General features: G+C 72.3%; 18 protein-coding genes and 1 tRNA gene. 8 read left to right on the forward strand and 11 right to left on the reverse strand.

The window, feature by feature from the left end; translation table 11 throughout:
- Nucleotides 1-59 precede the first annotated feature (59 nt).
- The 3 genes from lysA to QFZ58_RS12280 form a co-directional block, all read right to left on the reverse strand.
- Complete coding sequence (gene lysA, locus QFZ58_RS12270) at nt 60-1,451, reverse strand: diaminopimelate decarboxylase (protein ID WP_307124959.1); 1,392 nt, start codon at nt 1,449-1,451, stop codon at nt 60-62.
- 24 nt (nt 1,452-1,475) lie between these two features.
- Nucleotides 1,476-2,537 (reverse strand): ArgS-related anticodon-binding protein NrtL, encoded by a 1,062-nt coding sequence (gene nrtL, locus QFZ58_RS12275; RefSeq protein WP_307124960.1) that lies wholly within the window; start codon nt 2,535-2,537, stop codon nt 1,476-1,478.
- A gap of 115 nt (nt 2,538-2,652) precedes the next feature.
- Nucleotides 2,653-3,135 carry a response regulator gene (locus QFZ58_RS12280; protein WP_373428543.1) on the reverse strand — a complete coding sequence of 161 codons (483 nt, stop codon included), beginning with the start codon at nt 3,133-3,135 and terminating at the stop codon, nt 2,653-2,655.
- Nucleotides 3,136-3,302: 167 nt separating this feature from the next.
- On the opposite strand from QFZ58_RS12280, the gene QFZ58_RS12285 reads away from it, so the two are divergent.
- A tRNA-Arg gene (locus tag QFZ58_RS12285) sits at nt 3,303-3,374 on the forward strand.
- Between the two features lie 723 nt (nt 3,375-4,097).
- On the opposite strand, the gene QFZ58_RS12290 is transcribed toward QFZ58_RS12285, so the two are convergent.
- The 6 genes from QFZ58_RS12290 to QFZ58_RS12315 form a co-directional block, all read right to left on the reverse strand.
- The gene (locus QFZ58_RS12290; protein WP_307124962.1) at nt 4,098-4,829 is read right to left on the reverse strand and encodes a hypothetical protein; all 732 of its coding nucleotides are present in this window, start codon (nt 4,827-4,829) and stop codon (nt 4,098-4,100) included.
- A gap of 82 nt (nt 4,830-4,911) precedes the next feature.
- Nucleotides 4,912-5,448, reverse strand: a complete 537-nt coding sequence (locus tag QFZ58_RS12295) for a DUF488 family protein (protein WP_307124963.1) — start codon at nt 5,446-5,448, stop codon at nt 4,912-4,914.
- A gap of 244 nt (nt 5,449-5,692) precedes the next feature.
- Nucleotides 5,693-6,652, reverse strand: a complete 960-nt coding sequence (locus QFZ58_RS12300; protein ID WP_307124964.1) for a D-2-hydroxyacid dehydrogenase family protein — start codon at nt 6,650-6,652, stop codon at nt 5,693-5,695.
- A gap of 73 nt (nt 6,653-6,725) precedes the next feature.
- Entirely contained in the window at nt 6,726-8,033 is a 1,308-nt protein-coding gene (locus QFZ58_RS12305) for an NERD domain-containing protein (RefSeq protein WP_307124965.1), read from the reverse strand.
- Between the two features lie 158 nt (nt 8,034-8,191).
- The gene (glyA, locus tag QFZ58_RS12310; RefSeq protein ID WP_307124966.1) at nt 8,192-9,472 is read right to left on the reverse strand and encodes a serine hydroxymethyltransferase; all 1,281 of its coding nucleotides are present in this window, start codon (nt 9,470-9,472) and stop codon (nt 8,192-8,194) included.
- A 379-nt stretch (nt 9,473-9,851) separates the two neighbouring features.
- Entirely contained in the window at nt 9,852-11,048 is a 1,197-nt protein-coding gene (locus QFZ58_RS12315; RefSeq protein ID WP_307124967.1) for a Ku protein, read from the reverse strand.
- 59 nt (nt 11,049-11,107) lie between these two features.
- Between QFZ58_RS12315 and ligD the strand changes: the two genes are divergently transcribed.
- The 6 genes from ligD to QFZ58_RS12345 all read left to right on the forward strand — a co-directional run bounded on the left by ligD (nt 11,108) and on the right by QFZ58_RS12345 (nt 18,609).
- A complete protein-coding gene (gene ligD, locus QFZ58_RS12320; RefSeq protein WP_307124968.1) occupies nt 11,108-12,001 on the forward strand; it encodes a non-homologous end-joining DNA ligase in 894 nt (297 codons plus the stop codon).
- A gap of 173 nt (nt 12,002-12,174) precedes the next feature.
- On the forward strand, nt 12,175-14,274 hold the full coding sequence (locus QFZ58_RS12325; RefSeq protein WP_307124969.1) for a PBS lyase: 2,100 nt from the start codon (nt 12,175-12,177) through the stop codon (nt 14,272-14,274).
- Nucleotides 14,271-14,588 (forward strand): zinc-ribbon domain-containing protein, encoded by a 318-nt coding sequence (locus QFZ58_RS12330; protein WP_307124970.1) that lies wholly within the window; start codon nt 14,271-14,273, stop codon nt 14,586-14,588. The genes QFZ58_RS12325 and QFZ58_RS12330 overlap by 4 nt, the downstream gene beginning before the upstream one ends.
- A gap of 70 nt (nt 14,589-14,658) precedes the next feature.
- Entirely contained in the window at nt 14,659-16,071 is a 1,413-nt protein-coding gene (locus tag QFZ58_RS12335) for an FtsW/RodA/SpoVE family cell cycle protein (RefSeq protein ID WP_307124971.1), read from the forward strand.
- On the forward strand, nt 16,068-17,525 hold the full coding sequence (locus QFZ58_RS12340; protein ID WP_307124972.1) for a penicillin-binding transpeptidase domain-containing protein: 1,458 nt from the start codon (nt 16,068-16,070) through the stop codon (nt 17,523-17,525). Before QFZ58_RS12335 ends, QFZ58_RS12340 begins: the two co-directional genes overlap by 4 nt.
- A gap of 10 nt (nt 17,526-17,535) precedes the next feature.
- The gene (locus QFZ58_RS12345; RefSeq protein WP_307124973.1) at nt 17,536-18,609 is read left to right on the forward strand and encodes an amidase; all 1,074 of its coding nucleotides are present in this window, start codon (nt 17,536-17,538) and stop codon (nt 18,607-18,609) included.
- On the opposite strand, the gene QFZ58_RS12350 is transcribed toward QFZ58_RS12345, so the two are convergent.
- Nucleotides 18,602-19,546 (reverse strand): hypothetical protein, encoded by a 945-nt coding sequence (locus QFZ58_RS12350; protein ID WP_307124974.1) that lies wholly within the window; start codon nt 19,544-19,546, stop codon nt 18,602-18,604. The genes QFZ58_RS12345 and QFZ58_RS12350 overlap by 8 nt on opposite strands.
- Nucleotides 19,547-19,858: 312 nt before the next feature.
- Here QFZ58_RS12350 and QFZ58_RS12355 point away from each other — a divergent pair, with 312 nt between their 5' ends.
- Nucleotides 19,859-20,197, forward strand: coding sequence for an SCO0607 family lipoprotein (locus QFZ58_RS12355; RefSeq protein WP_307124975.1), 339 nt, complete (start codon nt 19,859-19,861; stop codon nt 20,195-20,197).
- Between the two features lie 7 nt (nt 20,198-20,204).
- On the opposite strand, the gene QFZ58_RS12360 is transcribed toward QFZ58_RS12355, so the two are convergent.
- Nucleotides 20,205-21,317 (reverse strand): ferritin-like domain-containing protein, encoded by a 1,113-nt coding sequence (locus tag QFZ58_RS12360; protein WP_307124976.1) that lies wholly within the window; start codon nt 21,315-21,317, stop codon nt 20,205-20,207.
- Nucleotides 21,318-21,344 lie beyond the last annotated feature (27 nt).

Here is a 21,344-nt window from a genome sequence, read left to right on the forward strand (position 1 = left end):
GTCTCACTCACCGGACGGGCGTTTCTGCCACCCGTCCGGATTTTGAGATGTGAATTTCATCAGCCGACATCGAGACGCAGGAGGTCTTCCTCCGTCTCACGCCGGACGATCACGTGCGCCCGGCCGTCACGCACGGCGACGACTGGCGGACGCAGGGCGTGGTTGTAGTTGCTCGCCATCGAGCGGCAGTACGCGCCGGTGGCGGGCACGGCGATCAGGTCGCCGGGCGCCAGGTCGGCGGGCAGGAAGGCGTCCTTGACCACGATGTCCCCGCTCTCGCAGTGCTTGCCGACGACGCGGACGAGCATGGGTTCGGCGTCCGAGCTGCGCGAGACGAGCGCCACGCTGTACTCGGCGTCGTACAGGGCGGTGCGGATGTTGTCCGACATGCCGCCGTCGACGCTCACGTACGTACGCAGCCCCTCCAGGGGCTTGATGGTGCCGACCTCGTACAGCGTGAACGCGGTGGGCCCGACGATCGCGCGGCCCGGCTCGACGGAGATGCGCGGGGTGGCGAGACCCGCCGCCTCGCACTCGCGGGTCACGATGTCGCTGAGTGCCTTGGCGATCTCGTGCGGCTCGCGGGGGTCGTCCTCGGAGGTGTACGCGATGCCGAGGCCCCCGCCGAGGTCGATCTCGGGGAGCTCGACGCCGTGTTCGTCGCGGACCGCGGCGAGCAGCTGCACCACGCGCCGCGCGGAGACCTCGAAGCCGGCCATGTCGAAGATCTGCGAGCCGATGTGCGAGTGGATGCCGATGAGCTCCAGCCCGTCCAGGGTCAGCGCCCTGCGGACGGCCTCGGCTGCCTGACCGTCGGCCAGCGCGATGCCGAACTTCTGGTCCTCGTGCGCGGTGGCGATGAACTCGTGGGTGTGCGCCTCGACACCGACCGTGACCCGGATCTGTACGCGCTGCCGCGTGCCCAGCCGCTGCGCGATGTGGGAGACACGGACGATCTCCTGGAAGGAGTCGAGCACGATCCGCCCGACTCCCGCCTCGACGGCCCGCTCGATCTCGGCGACGGTCTTGTTGTTGCCGTGGAAGGCGATCCGGTCGGCGGGCATCCCGGCGTCCAGCGCGGTGGCCAGTTCACCGCCGGAGCACACGTCCAGGTTCAGCCCCTCCTCCGTGAGCCAGCGCACGACGGCGCGCGACAGGAAGGCCTTGCCGGCGTAGAACACGTCGGCGTCCGGCCCGAAGGCGTCCGCCCAGGCGCGGCAGCGGGCTCGGAAGTCGCTCTCGTCGAGGAAGTACGCCGGGGTGCCGAACTCCTCGGCCAGCCGGGCGACTTCGATCCCGCCGACGGTCAGTGCGCCCGCGTCGTCACGGGTGACGGTACGGGACCACACCTTCTCGTCCAGCACGTTGAGGTCGGTCGCCGGCGCGGTGTAGTGGCCTTCGGGGAGTACGTCGGCGTGGCGGGGTCCGGCGGGGTGTGCGGATCGGCTCATCGTTCTGCTCTGCTCTCTCGGTTCTCAGAGGTGTTCGGGTGCGCTGATGCCGAGCAGGGACAGGCCGCCTGCGAGCACCGTCCCGGCTGCTTCGGCAAGAGCCAGCCGGGAGCGGTGGGCGGCCGAGGGTTTCTCGTCGCCGACGGGAAGCGGCGGGCAGGCGTCGTGGAAGTCGAAGAAGGCGTGCGCCACCGTCTCGAGGTGCCGGGCGAGCCGGTCGGGCGCCCGGTGGCGGGCGGCGCCGGCGAGGACGCCGGGGTGGTCGGCGAGCGCGGCGTGCAGCGGGGGTGCCTCGACGTCCTGCTCGTACGCGCCGGTGAGGCCGAGGAGCGCCCCGTGGCGGGTGAGCGCGCGGGCGCGGGCATGGGCGTACCGGACCAGGAAGAGCGGGTTCCCCTCGCCCTGCACGAGCAGTTCCTCACCGAGGGCGGCACGGTCGTGCCCGGCGGGCCGCAGCAGGCCCCACCGGGCCGCGTCGGCGCCCAGCCGCTCCAGCAGCTCCCCCGCCGTGGCGCCGGCGGGGACGGGCCTGATCTCCGCGAAGGGGGAGGGCCGCCCGTGCGCGTCGACGGTGACGCCGAGGCGCGCCCAGTCGGGGTCGGGCCCCTCCTCACAGGTGGTGCGCGCCAGGGCCCCCTGCGCACGCAGCAGCTTCGTCACCGTGTCCGCCAGGACCGCCGCCCGGACCTCGCGCCGGTGGTGGAACCGGTGGAGCTCTCCGGCGCACTCCGTGCCCCACCCGTACCGGAGCCCCTGCTCGCGCACCTGGCGTACGCGTGCGGAGCGCGCGGAGCCGTCGGTGGAGGCGTCGGGCGTGAAGTTCAGGAATCCGGGCCCGGTGATCTCCACCCGGCCGACACCGGGCGCACCGGCGATCCGGTCCCGCAGAAGTGCGGCGACTTCGCGCGCCGGGAGTTCCGCGGGCCCCGCCAGCTGCAGAGCGACCGCGCAGGCGTACTCCCCGCTGCCGCCCGGACGTGTCCTCTCCACCCGCACCCGCGCGGGCACGGGCGCGCGGAGGACGTCCTCGTCCACCGCGCGGCGCACGGCGTGCAGCACGGTCCGGGAGAGGTCGGCGGGGGTCATGGGACAAGCGTATGGGAGGGAGGGGGTCACTTCGCCAACCGGTTTCGCGATGCGGGCGGCCGACGGTGCCGGTGCGCGGACCGGTACCGGTGGCGTGGAGCGGGCGGCCGACGGGTCACCCGGCGGCGCTCCCGGCCCTTCCGGCACCGCGCCTGCCGTCGCACGGCGGCGGGTCCCCGCGGCTCGCGAGCCGCCGCACCATCCGCACGAGCTCACTCGGCTCGAACGGCTTCGCGAGGAAGGCGTCCACCCCGGCGGCCACGCCGGAGTCCACCTCGTACGGTGTGCAGGCGCTGACGACGGCCACGGGCAGATGGCTGGTACGCGGATCGGAGCGCAGCCGGACAGCGGTCTGTATTCCGTCGAGCCGGGGCATGACGACGTCGAGCGTGATCACGTCCGGGCAGACGTGGTGCACGAGATCCAGGCATTCGACACCATCGGCCGCGGTCACGACCTCGAAGCCCTCCAGCTCGAGGTTGACCCTGATCAGCTGCCGGATGACCTTGTTGTCGTCGACAACAAGCACGCGGCCGTACGCCCCTGACACCCTTCGAGAGTAGGTCGGCCGGAGGGGCTGCGTGCGGGTTTTGCCCACTTCCGCCCGCACCGGGCGCCCGGGACCGCCCGGCGGCGGCTCACCACCCGGTGCGCCACGCGCACGCCGGAGCGTCCGCGGCGGGCACCGACGCGGAAATACCTGTTCCCGGCCACCCCCTCGGAGCTGGTAGGGTTTCACTCGTCGCCGCCGAGTGCAGCGACATCGCCCCCGTAGCTCAGGGGATAGAGCATCGGCCTCCGGAGCCGGGTGCGCAGGTTCGAATCCTGCCGGGGGCACTTCGCAGGAAGTGCCGAAAAGACCTTCTGATCAGTGGAAGCACTGAGCAGGGGGTCTTTTTTTATGACCGCCGGGTCTTTGTCCACGCTGCCGGGCCCTGTGCGGCAGTGACCCCCGCGCGCCACCTTCCGGGGCCGGGCCGGCTCCGGGCCGGCGGTCCCCCGGCGGGCGGACACGGTCGCGGTGGACGTCGGACCGCCCCGGCACGAAGCGCCCGGGCCGGCGCGTGCGGGCAGCCGCGTGCGGGCCGGCGCGTGCGGGCAACGCCCCTGGACGTGGCGGAGCCCGGGAGTCGTATCCAGCTCCCGGGCCCCTGGGGTTGCCACCCAATTGCGCTTGCCAGCGCCGTTTAAGAGTGCGGATCAGTCGTCATACCGTCGCGTTCTGCCTTTGAACTACCGCGCCACGGCAGAGGCGCAGGCCGGATTCGAACCAGCATTCAACGGTGTTCGTCCGTACTCGGTCGATCTGGCAATCGGCGGCGATACTGAAGCTGGAGCGAGAGTCTGAGTGTGATCGCGGCTGCCTCTGCCATGTTGGGCCACCCCGGCGTGTGGTGCCGGGGGGAGGACTCGAACCTCCACCGTTACCGCGTCTTCAGGCTGAACGTCAGTTTCAGCTTGCGCTCGTCACACGGGACGGACCTCGAGTCCGCCTCGTGCAGTGTGCGCACCCCCACGACGTGCGCGGGGGCGTTCGGGGGTGCCGCCTCGCGTCCGGCGTCAGCCGAACAGGTAGCCGAACACCGCGTCACCGACCCGCCGGTCGGTGACCTCGGCGCTGTTGGCCTCCTCACGGGCGAACTTCACCGCGTGCTGGAGCTTCTCGACCCGCTCCAGCAGTTCATTCACCCGGCGCGCAGGCAGCGCCCCGGAGAACTTCACGGTGGTCCAGTACCCGATCGGTACGTCCTCGTAGTACACGTCGACCTGCGCCGGGTGCTTCTCGGTCGCCTCGGCCTTGACGTGGTTGCGCGGGACCTTCTTCGTGCGGATGGTGCGTACCGGGTCGGTCTTCCACCAGTCCGTCGACGGGTCGGGCGACCAGGACTCGGCGGCGTCGAGCGTCGGGAGCTTCTTCACGAAGGTGTGCAGGTCGGTGAGTTGCTTCTCGAGGAACAACAGGTAGCTGACCGGCACTTCGGCGACCACGGTCCGCCCGTCCACGGCGACGTCCGCGCGGGCCGTGCAGTTGGCCCAGTCCTTGGTGGCGGTCACGTCGAACAGCCGGGTCAGCGACGCGGACATCTCCCGGAGGACGTCCTCCGCCTGGACCTGCACCCGCGTCGACTCGGGCGGGAGTTGCTCGCCCTCCTCGTCCTTGGGCTGGTACGTGCGCGAGATGCCGGCCAGCAGCGCGGGTTTCTGCACCTTGTGGTGGGCCGCGGTGATGTCCTGGAGCGACTTGCTCTTGACACCCTTCTCCACGGCGATGATCTGGTTGAGCTTCGTCACTTCGCCCCCTTCGAATGGCAGAAACGTACCTCACACGACGTCGATCACCCGTATGAATTCCGCTCCTGCCGTCGCGGGCGGCCTACGGCGCCGGGTACGTCACCCCGCCGTGCTCGTCGACCCGGGGTTCCGCGCCCCAGGCGCCCAGTTCGTGCACGCGCGTCCCGCCGGCGCCCATGATGTGCCGGACCGTCCAGCCGCGGGCGGTGAGCGTGTTCGCGATCAGCAGGCGGTGACAGCGCCACGGCATCGGCTCGCCGCACATGACGGCGACGCGCTCGCACTCCGCGAGGGAGGTCAGGCGGGAGATGCCGCGCTCGTACGCCGGCAGCAGGGTGTGGTCGGCGTAGTTCCTGAAACTCGGGTTGTGCCAGCCCGCGTTGATCACGGGGTCCACGTCCTGCTTGCGCCGCCGGCCGCCGAGCTCGTCCAGGTACACGTAACCGATCCCGGCCCGCTCCAGCCACCCGCGCATCGCCTCTGCGGAGAACTGTGGGCTGCGGCGTGAGCCGGGGTGTGCCCGGACGTCGGCCAGTACGCCGATGCGCTGGGCGTCGAGGAGGCCGATGAACGTCTCTTCCGGGCACGTCCAGTGCCCGATCGTCCAGAGCTCACGCATCGCGCCCCTCCCGTCGAAGGACCCGGCGGACGGTTCGCCCCCGCGTCCACCCTGACATCATGCGTCCACCACCCCTGAAGGCCCGGGAGACATGCGAAGAAGTCCCACCGGCGACATCGCGAGGGGCGACGGGCGGACCAGTCCGCGGAGCATTCCTCTTCTGCGGGACCTGCCCTCGACCGGATGCGCCCGGCAGGCCGACCGGGTGCTCACAAGCTCGGCCGCATGACGCGGCCACTCGCGGTCAGCCGAGCAGGCGCACGGGCTCTCCGTCGAGGTACGCCCGGATGTCCTGGACGGCGTGCGTGTAGTACGTGGCGTAGTTGGCCCGCGTGACGTATCCCAGATGGGGAGTGGCCAGCAGCCGCGGTGCGGTGCGCATCGGATGGTCCGCCGGGAGGGGTTCCACGTCGAACACGTCGACACCCGCGCCCGCGATGCCCCCGTTGCCGAGCACGTCCAGCAGCGCGTCCTGGTCGACGATCGCCGCCCGGGATGTGTTGATCAGGTAGGCCGTGGTCCGCATCAGGGCGAGCTCCGCCGGACCGATCAGGCCCCGGGTGCGATCGCTGAGCACCAGGTGTACGGAGACGAAGTCGCTGCTCCTGAGCAGTTCCTCCTTCGACGGGGCAAGGACCGCCCCCACCTCCTCGGCCCGCTCCCGGGTCAGGTTGTGGCTCCAGGCCACCACGTCCATGCCGAACGCCCGGCCCACCGCGGCGACCCTGCCGCCGATCTTGCCCAGCCCGAGGAGCCCGAGCCGGCGGCCGTGCAGGTCGGCGCCGACGGTGGACTGCCAGGGCCCGTTCCCGCGCAGGGCGTCGGACTCGGCCACGATTCCGCGCGCCAGGCCCAGCAGCAGCGCCCAGGTGAGCTCGACGGGCGGGGTCGTGGTGCTGGCGGTGCCGCACACGGTGACCCCGTGCCGCTCGGCGGCGGCGTAGTCGATGACGGAGTTACGCATGCCGGAGGCGACGATCAGCCGCAGGCGGGGCAGCCGTTCGATCAGGCCCGCCGGGAAGGGCACCCGTTCCCGGAGCGTGACGACCATGTCGAAGTCGGCCAGTCGGGCCGCCAGTTCGTCCTCGGTGGCGCAGTGCTCGGTGAAGCTCACCACGTCGACGTCTTCGGCGACGGGCGACCAGTCGGCGACGGTGGTCGCGACGGACTGGAAGTCGTCGAACACGGCACAGCGGAGCTTCATGGCGGGCTTCTCCCTCGGCGGCGGCACCGCGAAATCTACCGGCTCCGCCCTGGGGCACTCGCCCAGTCCTGGGTCACTCGCCCAGCCATGCCTCCCGGTGCCGCGCGACGTCGTAGACCTTCTCCACCTGGGTGGGTGTGAGCACACCGGTCAGCGGCGCGAGTGCGGACACCTGACGGTCCCGGTGGACGCGGACGCCCGCGGGGGCGGCGACGACGTCGAGGGCGGCGACGCCGACGAACACCAGCACGGTGTGGACGGGCACGGGGAAGGTGCAGTGCGCCTCCAGCACCGCCTGGGCGGTCGCCGTCCCGGGGTGGTCGGCGAGTGCGTGGGGCCGCGGGATGCCGTCGTCGATCTGCAGGGTGTCCTCCCCGACCCGTACGGAGGCCTGCGGGTGGTGTTCGGTGTGCACGGCGAACACTCCGCCGGGCCCGATGAGGAGGTGCCCGAGCTCACTGCCGTCCGGCAGGGGCACGGAGTGCAGGACCCGCCAGCCGTGCCGGGTCAGCCGCTTCAGCTCGGCGCCGGACCGCCGTTCCCCCGCCAGTGCGGTCCGGCGGGGGTCCGCGTCCTTGTGGCGGCGCAGCGCCCCGGTGGCGGCCCGCACGAGCGCCGTGGGGCCGGACCCGTCGAGCTGCTCCCTCAGTGCGGCGCCCGGACGCCGGGCGGCGAGGTCGTCCGCAGGGGTGAGAGCGGGCAGCTCGGGCCGGGGGGACCGCCCCGGCGGCGGGACCGACGCGGTCGCGGGCGCCCCGTGCGGGCGGAGTCCCGGCGCGGAGCCGGATGCGGACGCACGGTCCTGCCGGGGCTCCGCCACGGGACCCGGCGCCACGGGACCCGGCGCGGACGCACGGTCCTGTCGGGGCTCCGCGACGGGACCCGACGCGGGGACCCGGTCACCCTGGCGCGGGGCCGGGGCCGGCGCTGTTGGCGGCGCGGATGGCGATGCCGATGCCGATGCCGATGCCGGGAGCGTCCCGGGGGCGCGTACGCGGGCCGGACCCGTCTCCGGGGCCGTAGGCGGACGGGGTTGCGGGACCCGTGAGGTGGCCGGCTGCGCGAGCGGTACCGACGGCCCGTCCGCCGGTCCCGCTCCCGGTCCTTCTCCCGCACCTCGCTTCCGCAGCCGCCGCAGGGGCGGGATACGGGGTACCGGCGGCGGGACCGGCGGTCCCGGGGGTGCCACCTCGCCGAGGGCCGGGATGTCCGGGACCTGGCGCGCCAGTGCGTCGGTGACGGCATCGCGGTAGCGCGGGTGCAGGACCGTTATCGTGCCGCTCGCCAGGTCGGCCCATCCGATCGCGGTGCCGTCCGGCAGGTTCACGTAGAGCCGGTCGTGCCCGAAGAGCTGCCATGACGTGACCTTGAGATCCTGCATCGTGCCCCTCCTGTTCACCGTTCCGACGTCCCTGCTCCCCAGCGTGGACGCCGGTCCGGCCGCCGGACAGGGCGCAGAGCGGGCGCGCGGGGTCGAGGGCACGGCGTTCCCGGAGCGGTCCGGGCCCGGGTGTACCCCGGACCGCTCCGGCGCCCCGGTCAGGCCAGGGGGAGGCCGGGCGCCGGATAGGCGTCCATCATCGTCTTCACCTCGGCCCGGACCTTGGAAACGATGGTTTCGTCACCTGTACGGGCGGCATCGACCACGAGGTCGATCCACTGTGCGACGGCGCGCATCTCCGATGCCGGTACGCCTCGGGACGTCAGGGCCGGGGTCCCGATGCGGATGCCGGAGGGGTCGAAGGGCTTGCGGGGGTCGTACGGAACGGTGTTGTAGTTGACGACGATCCCCGCCCGGTCCAGTGCCTTGGCCGCGACCTTGCCCGGTACGCCCCGCGCGGTGAGGTCGAGCAGCAGCAGGTGGTTGTCCGTACCGCCGGAGACCAGGTCGAGGCCGCGGGCCGCCAGCTCCTCCCCCAGTGCGCGGGCGTTGGCGACGACCTGATGGGCGTACGCGCCGAAATCGTCCCCCGCGGCCTCCTTCAGCGCGACCGCGATCGCGGCGGTGGTCTGGTTGTGCGGGCCACCCTGGAGTCCGGGGAAGACGGCCCGGTCGATGGCTCGCGCGTGCTCGGCCCGGGACAGCAGCATCGCCCCGCGCGGCCCGCGCAGCGTCTTGTGGGTGGTGGTGGACACGACGTCCGCGTAGGGGGCGGGGGACGGGTGCGCGCCGCCGGCGATCAGCCCCGCGATGTGGGCGACGTCGGCCACCAGCACCGCCCCCACCTCCCTGGCGATGTCGGCGAACCCGGCGAAGTCGATCACCCGGGGGACGGCGGTGCCGCCGCAGAAGATCACCTTGGGCCGCTCGGCCCGCGCCAGGTCGCGCACCTCGTCGAGGTCGACGCGCCCTGTGTCGCGCCGCACCCCGTACCGCACGCCCCGGAACCACGTGCCGGTCGCGGAGACGCCCCAGCCGTGCGTGAGGTGTCCGCCCATCGGCAGCGACATGCCGAGGACCGTGTCCCCGGGCTTCAGGAAGGCAAGGTAGACGGCGAGGTTGGCCGGTGAGCCGGAATAGGGCTGCACATTGGCGTGCTCCATCCGGAACAGCGCCTTGGCCCGCTCGACGGCGAGCGTCTCCACCTGGTCGATGACCTGCTGGCCCTCGTAGTACCGCTTTCCGGGGTAGCCCTCGGAGTACTTGTTCTGCAGGACGGTGCCGGAGGCCTCCAGTACGGCGGCGGACACGTAGTTCTCGCTGGGGATCAGGCGCAGGGTGTCCGCCTGGAGGCGCTCCTCGGCGCCCACCAGGGCGGCGAGCTCCGGGTCCGCGGCGGTCAGGGCGGGGTGGCGGATGTCGGACGGCTGGACGGTCACGGGAAACCTCCCGGGTCGGTCGCACTGCTGCGACATGGACCCGGATGCCCAGGCGGACGGCCTTCCGGAGATGACGCCCCGGACACGCCCGGGGTCTGCCGCTCCCTCGTGGTCGTTTCCACGGAGCACCCTGCCGGGCGCGCGCCAGTCGCGGCATCTCGCACTGTAGTGCCCGGGCATCCGGAACGACGCGTGCATTGCGATGAGTGCGGGCAGCTTTTCGGGGACTCGCGGTGGTACCACGGTTGGGGGACCGTATGGAAGCACGGGAGCGTGCCCGGATCCGGGTTACACGTACACGAGCTGCACCTACGTGATCGAGCGGGACAGGTACAGCGGCGACCGGCGTGCCTTCGGCCATCAGGGTGGGGTGGGGAGGTCAGGCCGAGGTGCGCTTCCGGGGGGCGGACGACTTCTTCGGGGCGGCCCGGCCGCCTGAGGCGGTCTTCTTGGCGGCCGTCCGCTTCGCCGGTGCCTTCTTCGCCGGTGCCTTCTTCTCCGCGGTCTTCGCCGGTGTCTTCCTCTCAGCGGTCTTCGTGGCCGGCTTCTTCTCCGAGGTCTTCCTGGCCGGCTCACTCTCCGCGGTCTTCTTCGCCGCGCCCTTGGCCGGAGCCTTCTTCGCGGGAGCCTCTTCGGCGGGCGCCTTCTTCTCGGCCGCTCGCTTCCCAGGCGCCCTCTTCCGGGCCGGTTCCTCCGAGGCCGGCTTCCTCCCCGCCGTCTTCTTCCGCTTCCCGCCGGAGGTGATGTGGTGCACGTCCGCCACCTCGCCCCCCTCCGCGTCCCCGCCCCCGTCCCCGCCATGGGACTCCTTGGCGGCCCGCACGCTGCTCTCAAGTGCCGCCATCAGGTCTATGACCTTGCCCCCGCCCGCCTCCTCGTCCCCCTCCGGCTCCACCGTCTCCCCGGCGGCCTTCGCCGTGACGAGTTCTTCGACCGCCTCGCGGTAGTCGTCGTGGAGCGTGTCGAGATCGGCCTCCCCGAGGGTGTTCATCAGGGCGTCGGCCAGGTCGAGTTCGGCATCGCGGACCGTGACGCCGGAGTCCGGGGCGACGCCCTCCGGGGCGCGGATCTCGTCCGGCCACAGGAGTCCGTGCATCGCGATCACGTCGTCGACCACCCGCAGCATGCCGAGCCGCTCCCGCCCGCGCAACGCGTACTTCGCGACGGCGACCTTCTCACTGCGCTTCAGTGCCTCGCGCAGGAGGGCGTACGGCTTCGCGGCCGGGACCCCGTTGGCCGAGAGGTAGTAGGCGGAGTCCAGCTGGAGCGGGTCGATCGCGGAGGCGGGCACGAAGCCCTCGATCTCGATCGTCTTGGCGGTGGGCAGCGGGAGCGAGGCCAGATCCTCGTCGGTCACGGGGACCACGGTGCCGTCGGACTCCTCGTACGCCTTGACGGTGTCCGACGCGGGGACCTGCTCCTCGTCGAGTTCGCAGACCTTGCGGTACCGGATCCGGCCACCGTCGGCGAGGTGGATCTGCCGGAAGGAGATCGAGTGGTTCTCGGTGGCGTTCATCAGTTTGACCGGGATGCTGACCAGGCCGAACGAGACGGAGCCGTTCCAGATGGACCTCACCGTGCACCCCTTACGCCCGCAATCACCGCATCAGACCGATTTCATGTGATTCTTATCGTATGACGCCGATCACAGAGGTGGAGGGGCGGCGGCTGGCGCTCAGCAATCTCGACAAGGTGCTGTACCCGGCCACCGGGACCACCAAGGGAGAGGTGCTGCACTACTACGCGGCCACGGCGGCGGACGTGATGCTCACACACCTGAACGACCGGCCGTTGTCCTTCCTGCGGTACCCGGACGGACCGGACGGGCTGCGCTTCTTCACGAAGAATCCGCCGCCGGGTACGCCCGACTGGGTACGGACGGCCCCCGTGGCCCGCACCGACGACCCCGGCGCCCGGCAGGTGCTGGTCCAGGACCTGCCGTCGCTGATGTGGGCGGCGAATCTGGTGGTGGAGTTCCACACCCATCAGTGGCGGGGGGACACGCCGGGGGTCGCCGACCGGATGGTGTTCGACCTGGACCCCGGGGCGCCCGCGACGATCGTCGAGTGCTGCGAGGTCGCGCTCTGGCTGCGGGAGCGGCTGGCGGCGGACGGACTGGCGGCGTACGGGAAGACCTCCGGTTCCAAGGGTCTCCATCTGCTCGTGCCCCTGAAACCCACCCCTTCCGGGGACGTGACGGCGTATGCGAAGGGGCTGGCCGTCGAGGCGCAGAAGGCGCTGCCCGAGCTGGTCGTGCACCGGATGACGCGGGCCCTGCGCCCGGGGAAGGTGTTCGTCGACTTCAGCCAGAACGCCGCGGCCAAGACCACCGCGGCCCCCTACACACTGCGCGCCAAGGACAGCCCCACCGTCTCCGCCCCCGTCACCTGGGACGAGGTCGAGGCATGTGCGGCCCCCGCCGAGCTGGTCTTCCTGGCCGGCGACATGGCGGCCCGGCTGGCCCGGCACGGAGATCTGCTCGGCCCGCTGACCGATCCGGGGCGTGCGCGGCCGCTTCCCGGCGGATGAGGCGGACAGGGAAGGCGCAGCCCCTCCACAGCCGCCCGTACACGGCCCGAGGAAAGGCCACAAGTGGAGGGTGGATTCGCCTGGCCGTGGTGCACACTCTGCGCAGACGCTGCTTCGTGGACCCGGTTTCCGCCGGGTACACGGAGCAGAGGACGACACGGGGAGGGAATGGCGTGTTCTCGGGGATCGACGAGGTCGGCTGGGCCTCGATGGAGCATGCCTACGGGCCGGCCGACGACGTGCCGGGGCTCCTGCGGGGGCTCGCCTCCGCCGACGCGGCGGAGCGCGAGAGCGCACTCGACGGGATGTACGGCGCGGTGCACCACCAGGGCGACGTCTACGCGTGCACGCTCGCCTGCATCCCCTTCCTCTTCGAACTGGTCGTGGACACCCGGGTGCGGGACCGGGGCTCTCTCGTCGAGCTGCTCACCAGCATCGGCGGCATCGACCTGGACGAGGACGACGAGGACGACCTGGACGAGGACGAGATCGAGGGCGCCGCGAACTACGCGATGGCGGCGGCGGCGGTCACCGCGGGCGCGGGGGTGTTCTTCGAACTGATGGCCGACGAGGACCCGGGTGTGCGGCTGGCCGCCCCGCTGGCCCTCGCCACGCTGCACGGGCACCCGGTCAGGGTGCTCACGGTGCTGCGGGAGCGGCTGCCGGTGGAGGCGGACGGCGAGGTGCGGCTCGCGCTCGTCGAGGCCGCCGGCCGGGTCGCCCTGCGTCACCGCCCGCTGGCGGGGCGGGTGGCGGACTGGCTGGCCCGGCTGGCCGCGGAGGAGTACGCGCCGGGGCTGCGGCTCGCGGCCCTCGCCCAGCTGGCCCGCTGCGCCCCGGAAGCGGTGCCCGGTGATGTCGTCGCAGTGGTGTCGGGGCTGCTGCGTGAGCTGCGGTCCGGGCCGGCCCCGTCGGGGCCGCAGCAGGTGGAGCCGCCGGTGGAGCGGGCCTCCTCGACGCTCGTGGGCCAGTTGCGGGCGCTGTCCGCCGCGGAGTCCGCCGAGCGCAGTACACCGTGGGCGGCCGACCTGCTGCGGACGCTGCACGTCGGCCTGGACGACCGCGTCGAGGACCGTACGGCGCTGCTGGCGGACCAGCTGTGCAGCCCCGACCCGTGGCAGCGCATCGATGCCGTGCGGATGAGCGGCGGCCTGATGCGGGCCTGGCGCGGCCCGTACGAGGGCCTCGTGCGTCTGGTCGGTGCTCAGCTCACCGACCCGGAACCACGGCTGGCCGAGGCGGCCTCGCACGTGCTGGAGGAGTTGTTCGGGCTGGCGGCGCCCGCCGCCGACGCCCTGGCCGAACGGGTGGCCGCGGATCCCGGCGCCTGGGTGAGGGAGTGGGCCAGCGGGCCACCCGGGCTCGGCTCGGCGGTGAAGGCGCTGGCCCGGCTCGGCGACGCCCGGGTCCTTCCCGCGCTGGCGACCGCGCTGGAGCGGCCGGAGATACCCCACGACGTGGGATTCGCGATCAGGTATCTCGGCGCCGCGGCCGCCCCGCTCGCCGGGGCGCTGCGCCGCAGACTCGGCGAGGTCGGTCTGGACGAGGGGGCGTACGACCGGGCGAGTCCGCTGCTGAGCGGGCTGACTGCCCTGCGTGCGGGCGAGGCCGCGCCGGAGGTGCTCCGGGTGCTGCGGGGGGCACCCGAGTACCGGGGCGAGTGGCTGCGCACGGCGGCGCTGCGGGCACTGGGCTCGTTCGGGCCGGCGGCCCGCTGCGCCGTCCCGGAGCTGCGGGCGCTGCTCCGGCGCCCCGGCACGGCGGCGGCCACGGAGGCGGCGGAGGCACTCTGGGCGGTCGCGGGCGACGCCGGCGCGGTGCTGCCGGTGCTGCTCGAAGGCCTGCGGACGGAACGGGTCCACGACTGCCGGGCGGCGGCGAGCGCCCTGGGCGGGCTCGGCGCCGCCGCGGCGGTGGCCGCACCGGGGCTGCGGGCCCTGCTGGCGCACGACGAACTGTGGCTCCGGGTCGACGCCGCGATCGCCCTGTGGGAGGTTACGGGGCGGACCGCCGACACGGTGCCGGTGCTCCTCGCGGCCTGGGAGAAGAATCGTCACGTCAGGGTCCGGGTGGCGGACTGTCTGGCGCGGATGGGGCCGGCTGCGGCAGGGTCGGACGCGGCACGGGTGCTGCGGGCCGAGCTCCTGTCCGTACGCCGCCACAACGCGATGGACGGCGGCTACGGCAGTCACGACACTTATGAGGACGAGAAGCTGCTGGCGCTCTGCCGGCGGGCACTTCTGGGGAACACGGGGAAAGGAATCACATCATGATCATTTTCGGTACGCGGGGCTACCTCTACCAGCTGGCGGTCCTCACCATGGTGTGCGGCTGGTGCGGCAATCCCGCGGCGCACACGCTGCGCAAGCGCGTCACGAAGTTCACGCTGTTCTTCGTGCCGCTGTTCCCGTTCTCCACCAAGTACGCGACGCAGTGCACCTTCTGCGGCGGTGAGCGTCAGATACCGAAGGAGCAGGCCGACCAGCTGCTCGCCCAGGCGCACGCCGGTCAGGACGGGAATCCGTACGGGGCCGCGCAGCAGCAGCCCGGGTACGCGCCCGGCGGCCACAACCCGTACCAGGGCTGAGCCGCACCCGGGAGGTGCCACGAGGCTGACATAAGGGAAATGGCACCCGCCTCTTGCTACGTTGCGGGACATGACCGCAACGACGGCGGAGGCGCGCCCGCCCGAGCTACGCCTGCCCAAGCGGCGCGGGGTCGAGCTCTCGCTCCTGATCGGGGCCGTGCTCATCTCCGTCTACGGTTACGCCGCCGTCGGCCTCGCCAGGAACAACGCCGTACCTCCCGACGTCGCCGGGTACGGCGCCGGCCTGGGCCTCCTGGCCCTGCTCGCCCACCTCGCCGTCCGCTTCCGCGCCCCCTTCGCCGATCCGCTGCTGCTGCCCATCGCGGTCCTGCTCAACGGGCTGGGCCTGGTCCTCATCTACCGGCTCGATCTGGAGACCCCGAGCGACCGGGCGGCCACCACCCAGCTGATCTGGTCCACACTCGGGGTCGCGTTCTTCATCGCGGTCGTGGTGCTGCTGCGCGATCACCGGGTGCTCCAGCGCTACGCCTACCTCTCGGTCGCCGTCGCGCTGGTCCTGATGATCGTGCCGATCTTCTTCCCCGCCGTGAACGGCGCCAAGATCTGGATCCGGTTCGGCGGACTCTCCTTCCAGCCGGGCGAGTTCGCCAAGATCCTGCTCGCCGTCTTCTTCGCCGCCTACCTCGCGGCCAACCGCAACGCCCTCGCGTACACCGGCCGCAGGATCTGGAAACTCCAGCTCCCCACCGGCCGGGTCCTGGGGCCCATCGTGGCGATCTGGCTGCTCAGCGTCGGGGTGCTGGTCCTCGAACGGGACCTCGGCACCTCGCTGCTCTTCTTCGGGCTCTTCGTGATCCTGCTGTACGTCGCGACCGGCCGGACCGGATGGATCGCCGTCGGACTGCTCCTCGCCGCCGCGGGTGCCTTCGCCGTCGGCTCGTTCGAACCCCACGTGCACAGCAGGGTCCAGGACTGGCTGGACCCGTACGCCACCATCAACGCGGGCCGGGGCCCCAGCCAGCTCGCCCAGTCGCTCTTCGCGTTCGCCGCGGGCGGCATCCTCGGCACCGGCCTCGGCCTCGGCCACTCCATCCTCATCGGCTTCGCCGCCAAGTCCGACTTCATCCTGGCGACCGCCGGTGAGGAGCTCGGTCTGGCCGGGCTCACCGCGATCTTCCTGCTGTACGCCCTGCTGGTGGCCCGGGGGTACCGGGCGGGGCTGGCCCTGCGCGACCCCTTCGGCCGGCTGCTCTCGATCGGCCTCGCCTCGATTCTGGCGCTCCAGGTCTTCGTGATCGCGGGCGGGGTGATGGGGCTGATCCCGCTGACCGGCATGGCCATGCCGTTCCTGGCGCAGGGCGGCTCGTCCGTCGTCACCAACTGGATCATCGTGGCGCTGCTCATCCGGGTCAGCGACGTGGCCCGCACCCCGCACCCCGGTCAGCAGGCGACGGGGGTCATCGCGCCCGTCGTGGAGGAGGACCCACCGGACATCGGGCACCCCGGAAAGGACGGACGGTGATCCGCTACATCCGGCGGGCCGCCGCCTTCTGCCTGCTCCTGCTCCTCGCCCTGCTGGCCAACGCCGCCCGCGTCCAGGTCTTCGAGGCGGACGAGTTGAACAGCAACCCCGCCAACCGCCGCACCACGATCGACCGTTACGACCAGCCGCGAGGCAACATCCTGGTCGGCGACGAGTCCGTCACCGGCTCGAAGGACACCGGCGAGCAGCTCGCCCACGAACGGACCTACCGCCACGGCCCGCTGTACGCCCCGGTCACGGGTTACGCCTCCCAGACGTACGGCACCTCGCTGCTGGAGCACGCCGAGGACGACATCCTCTCCGGTACCGCCCCGATCCTGGCTCCCCTCCCGCTGTGGGGCGACATCACCCGCAGCCGGCAGCCCGGAGGCAACGTCGTCACCACCGTCGACGCCGCGATGCAGCGGGCGGCGTACAAGGGCCTGGCCGGCCGGCGCGGAGCGGTCGCGGCCCTCGACCCGGCGACCGGCAGGATCCTGGCGCTGGTCTCCTCCCCGTCGTACGACCCGGAACTCCTGTCCGGTACCGGGTCCTCGGTCACCGACGCGTGGGCACGGCTGAACCGGTCCGCGAGCCAGCCGATGCTCAACCGGGCCATCCGGCAGACCTACCCGCCGGGCTCCGCCTTCAAGATCGTGACGGCGGCGGCGGCACTGGACGCGGACGTGGTGACCGAGCCGGACGCGGAGACGGACACGCCGTCCCCCTACGTGCTCCCGGGCACGTCGACCACGCTCCCCGACGAGGCCCGTGGCTGCGAGCAGGCGTCGCTGGCGGAGGCGATCCGGGTCTCCTGCAACACGGTGATGGCGCACCTGGGGGTCGAGGTGGGTCTGGAGGGCATGCTGGAGACGGCGGGCAGATTCGGCTTCAACGACAACGACCTCGAGATCCCCTCCCGGGTGGCCCGCAGCAACTTCGACTCGGACATGAGCGACGACCAGCTGGCGCAGTCCTCGATCGGTCAGTTCGACACGACGGCCACCCCGCTCCAGATGGCGATGGTGGCCTCGGCGGTGGCGAACGGCGGCGAGCTCAGGCGCCCCTACCTGGTGGACCGGGTGACCACCGCCGACGGCGGCACGGTGCGGCACGGTGATCCGGACTCCTACCGCCGGGTGACGGACCCGTCGACGGCTGCCCAGTTGCGGCGGATGATGGTCGACGTCGTGGAGAACGGCACGGGCACGAACGCGGCGATCGACGGGGTGGAGGTCGGTGGCAAGACGGGCACCGCCCAGCACGGCGTCGAGAACTCCGGCACGCCGTACGCCTGGTTCATCTCGTGGGCGCAGGACCCTGGCTCGGACCGCCCCGCGGTCGCGGTGGCCGTGGTCGTGGAGGACGCCTCGGCGAACCGGGCGGACATCAGCGGCGGCGGAAGCGCGGCCCCGATCGCCCGGGCGGTGATGGAGGCTGCGCTGCAGGGCTGAGACCGGTCCCATGACTCCTGCCGTCGAGGCTGCCCTGACGCGGATCGACCGGCTGGACCCGGAGCTGTGCGCCTTCACCGAGGTCTGGCACGAAGAGGCGCGGGCCCGTGCGGGAACGGCCTCCGGACTCCCCCTGGGCGGGTTGCCGTTCGCGGTGAAGGGGCGCGCGGGGATCCGCTCGTACGCGGCCCGCCGGCTGATCGAGGCGGGCGGGGTCCCGGTCGGTGCGACGTCCGTGCCCGGCCCCGGGACGTACTGGCAGACCTGGGGTCAGGGCGCGCACGGCCGGACGGTCAACCCGTGGCGCGCGGACCGGACTCCGGGCGGTTCGTCGGCGGGCTCGGCGGTCGCGGTCGCGGCGGGCATGGTGGCGCTCGCGACGGGGAGCGACGGCGCCGGGTCGGTACGCGTCCCGGCGGCGTGGTGCGGGGTGTTCGGCCTGAAGACGACGACGGGGCTCCTGCCCTCCCCCGACCGCACGGGCCTGGCCTCCCCCGGCGTGCTCGCGAGCTCGGCCGCACGCGCGGAGACGTGTCTGCGCCATGTACTGGACGCGTACGTGCCCCGGCCCGCAGACCTTCCCGTGCCGGCCGTCCTCAGCCCGGACCTGGGCTTCGCCTCCGTCGACCCGGACGTGGCGCGTGTGGTGCGCAACGCGGTGGACCGGCTGGTGGCGGCCGGGGTGGTCCGCCTGCTTCCCGGCGCCTGCGAGCTGCGCGACCCGGTGGACGCGTGGACAGCCGTGCGCCGGACGTCGCAGACCCCTGCCACCCGGGCGCTCCGGGCCTCCAACGACCGCGCACTCGACGCCTTCTTCGCGCGCACGCCCCTGCTGCTCTGCCCGGTCACGCCGAACCGGCCGCACGGCCACGAGGGCCCGGGAGAGGTCTACTCGACGGCCCTCACCTGGGCTTTCAACCTCAGTGGGCATCCGGCGGCGAGTGTGCCGGCCGGTTTCACACCGGACGGCTGCCCGGTCGGTCTCCAACTGGTGACCGACCGGGGAACGGACGCGGAACTGCTCGGCATGGCCCGCGCGGTGGAGCGGGTCCTGCCCGCCCCGCGCCCGGCCGCGTTCAGCTGAGCGGCTTGCGGATCTCCTCGCGCACCTCGGCGGTCTCCTCGGCTGCCTTCGCCAGGTCGATGGAGCTCGCGTCCTTCGTCGCCTCGTCGAGCCGGACCACAGCGATCATGGCGGCCGTGTTGTCGTCCCCCCAGGCGCACATCGGCATGTTGCTCGTCCCGCCGACGCCCGTGGACTGCACGACCTGGCACTCCACGGTGACGTCGTAACCCTCGGGCCTGAACTCCTCGGCGGGCACGACCACCTTGGCGCCCTCCGCCTCGGCCGCCCCCTCCATGATCTTGCCCCGCATGAACGAGGGGTCGGCGATGCGTCCGTACATCCCGGAGAGCACCAGGACATCGCCGTCGTCCGACGTGTACTGGGCGACGGTGGCCTGCCCGTCCCGGATACCCGGGTCGGGGGTGTCCTCGATCTCCTTGCCCTCGGTGTCCGACGCGTCCTGGGTCAGGGCGAATTCCTCGTCCAGGACTTTTTCAGGGACGAGGAGTTTGTGTGTGGCCTCGGGGAACGCGGCGTCCGCACCCGCGCCGACCAGCTTGTACGCACCGAAGCCGAGCGCGGCGACGGCGACGAGCGCCCCGGCCACGATCCCGATGACCAGGCCGGTCCGCTTCCGGCGCGGCGGCTGCGGGGACCACCCCGGGGCACCGGGCATCCCGGGCTGCCCGTAGGGACCGGGCGCGCCCTGCGGCGGCTGTGGCGGGTAACCGTAGGCCGGCGGTTGCTGCGGGTAGCCGTAGGCCGGCAGTTGCTGCTGCGGGTAGCCGTAGGCCGGCGGTTGCTGCTGCGGGTAGCCGTAGGCCGGCGGCTGCTGCTGCGGGTAGCCGTAGGCCGGCGGCTGCTGCTGCGGGTACGGGTTTCCCTGGGGCTGCTGTGCGTACGGATTCTGCGGGGGCCGGGGCGGCCCGTTCGGGCCCTGCGGCGGCATGGTCATACGGTCACGGTACGTCACCCTGCGAGGTGGGATTGGGCGACCGGACAACCCGCCCCCGGCATCGGCCCGGGCGGATCCGCCCGGCCCTACGGGGTGCGGGCGTGCCTCGATTCTGCGGCGCGCCGCTGCCGAATCATGCCTGTGCACGGCGGAGTCCAAGCCGTCGTTCTCCATCTGCCGGGCGAGGGACGCCGGTGGTTGCCCAGGCGTGCGTACGCGGACGTACCGTCCTGAGTACGCCTACTCATGATCGGCCCCCGCATCCCGGGCAGGCTGACTCCATCAGCCCAGCCGTACGCAGAGGAGCCGATCATGCGCAGGATCCGCCGAGCTCTCCCTCCGGCCCCCGTGAAGGGCAGCCGCCGCACGGGGCGGCCCGCTGCGGGCCTCGCCGTGGCGGCCGTGACCGTCGCCCTGCTGACCGCCGGCTGCTCCATGGCGGACGCGACCTGCGGCGGCGGGGAGTACCCGGTCCTGGCCGTGGGCGGCCCCGGCAGCGCGTGCGTGCCTGACGGTGAGGAGCCGCCCAAGGGGTACGCCCGTTACCCGCGGGGGAAGGTCCCCGAGCACGTCGGCGACACGTGGGACACGTACTGGGAGACCAGGACCGTCGACAAGGACGGCAGGACCGTGGAGCTGCCCGAGGAGTGAGGGGTGGTCAGGCGGAGGGCGCGCCACCCTCCGCCACCGCCTCCGCGACCTCGGCCACCCTGGCCTCCTCCTCCGCCGCGAAGCGGTCCCGGTCCAGCTGTTCGGCCATCTCCTCGTCCTGAGCCATCAGCAGGTCCAGGTTCGAGTCGCCGAGGTCGAAGACGCCCATGTCCACATAGGCCTTCTGGAGTCGCTCGCCCCACAGGCCGATGTCCTTGACGCAGGGGACGATCCGGCTGAACAGCAGCTTGCGGAAGAGCTGTAGGTACTCCGAGTGCTCGGAGAGGTCCTTGGCCTCCTGCTTGCCTATGCCGAAGTTCTCCAGTACCTCGACACCGCTGAGCCGGTCGCGCATCAGGTAGCAGCCCTCGATGACGAAGTCCTCGCGCTCGCGCAGTTCCGCGTCGCCGAGCTGTTTGTAGTAGTCGCGCAGGGCCATCCGCCCGAAGGCGACGTGCCGGGCCTCGTCCTGCATGACGTAGGCGAGGATCTGCTTCGGCAGCGGCCTGGTCGTCGTGTCCCTGATCATGCCGAACGCGGCGAGCGCCAGGCCCTCGATGAGGACCTGCATGCCGAGGTAGGGCATGTCCCAGCGGGAGTCGCGCAGGGTGTCCCCGAGCAGCCCCTGGAGGTTGTCGTTGATCGGGTAGAGCATCCCGACCTTCTCGTGCAGGAACCGGCCGTATATCTCCGCGTGCCGCGCCTCGTCCATCGTCTGGGTCGCGGAGTAGAACTTCGCGTCCAGGTCCGGGACCGCCTCCACGATCCTGGCCGCGCAGACCATCGCGCCCTGCTCGCCGTGCAGGAACTGGCTGAACTGCCAGGAGGTGTAGTGCTTGCGCAGCTCGCCCCGGTCGCGTTCGGTCATCTTCGCCCAGTGCGGGGTGCCGTAGAGGGTGAGCGCCTCGTCCGGCGTGCCCAGCGGGTCGGCGGGGTCGACCTCGAGGCTCCAGTCGATGCGCTTGTTGCCGTCCCACTGCTTGTCCTTGCCCTTCTGGTAGAGGGCGAGGAGGCGTTCGCGGCCGTCGTCGTAGTCCCAGCTGAAACGGGCCGCGCCGGTGGCGGGAACCTGCCACGTCGGTGCGTCGGGCGGGGTGGTGTAGAGGTCGTGTGTCGACACGGACAGCTCCTTCGCCTGGCGAGGATC

It is taken from the genome of Streptomyces sp. B1I3 (assembly GCF_030816615.1).
Classification (GTDB): Bacteria; Actinomycetota; Actinomycetes; order Streptomycetales; family Streptomycetaceae; genus Streptomyces.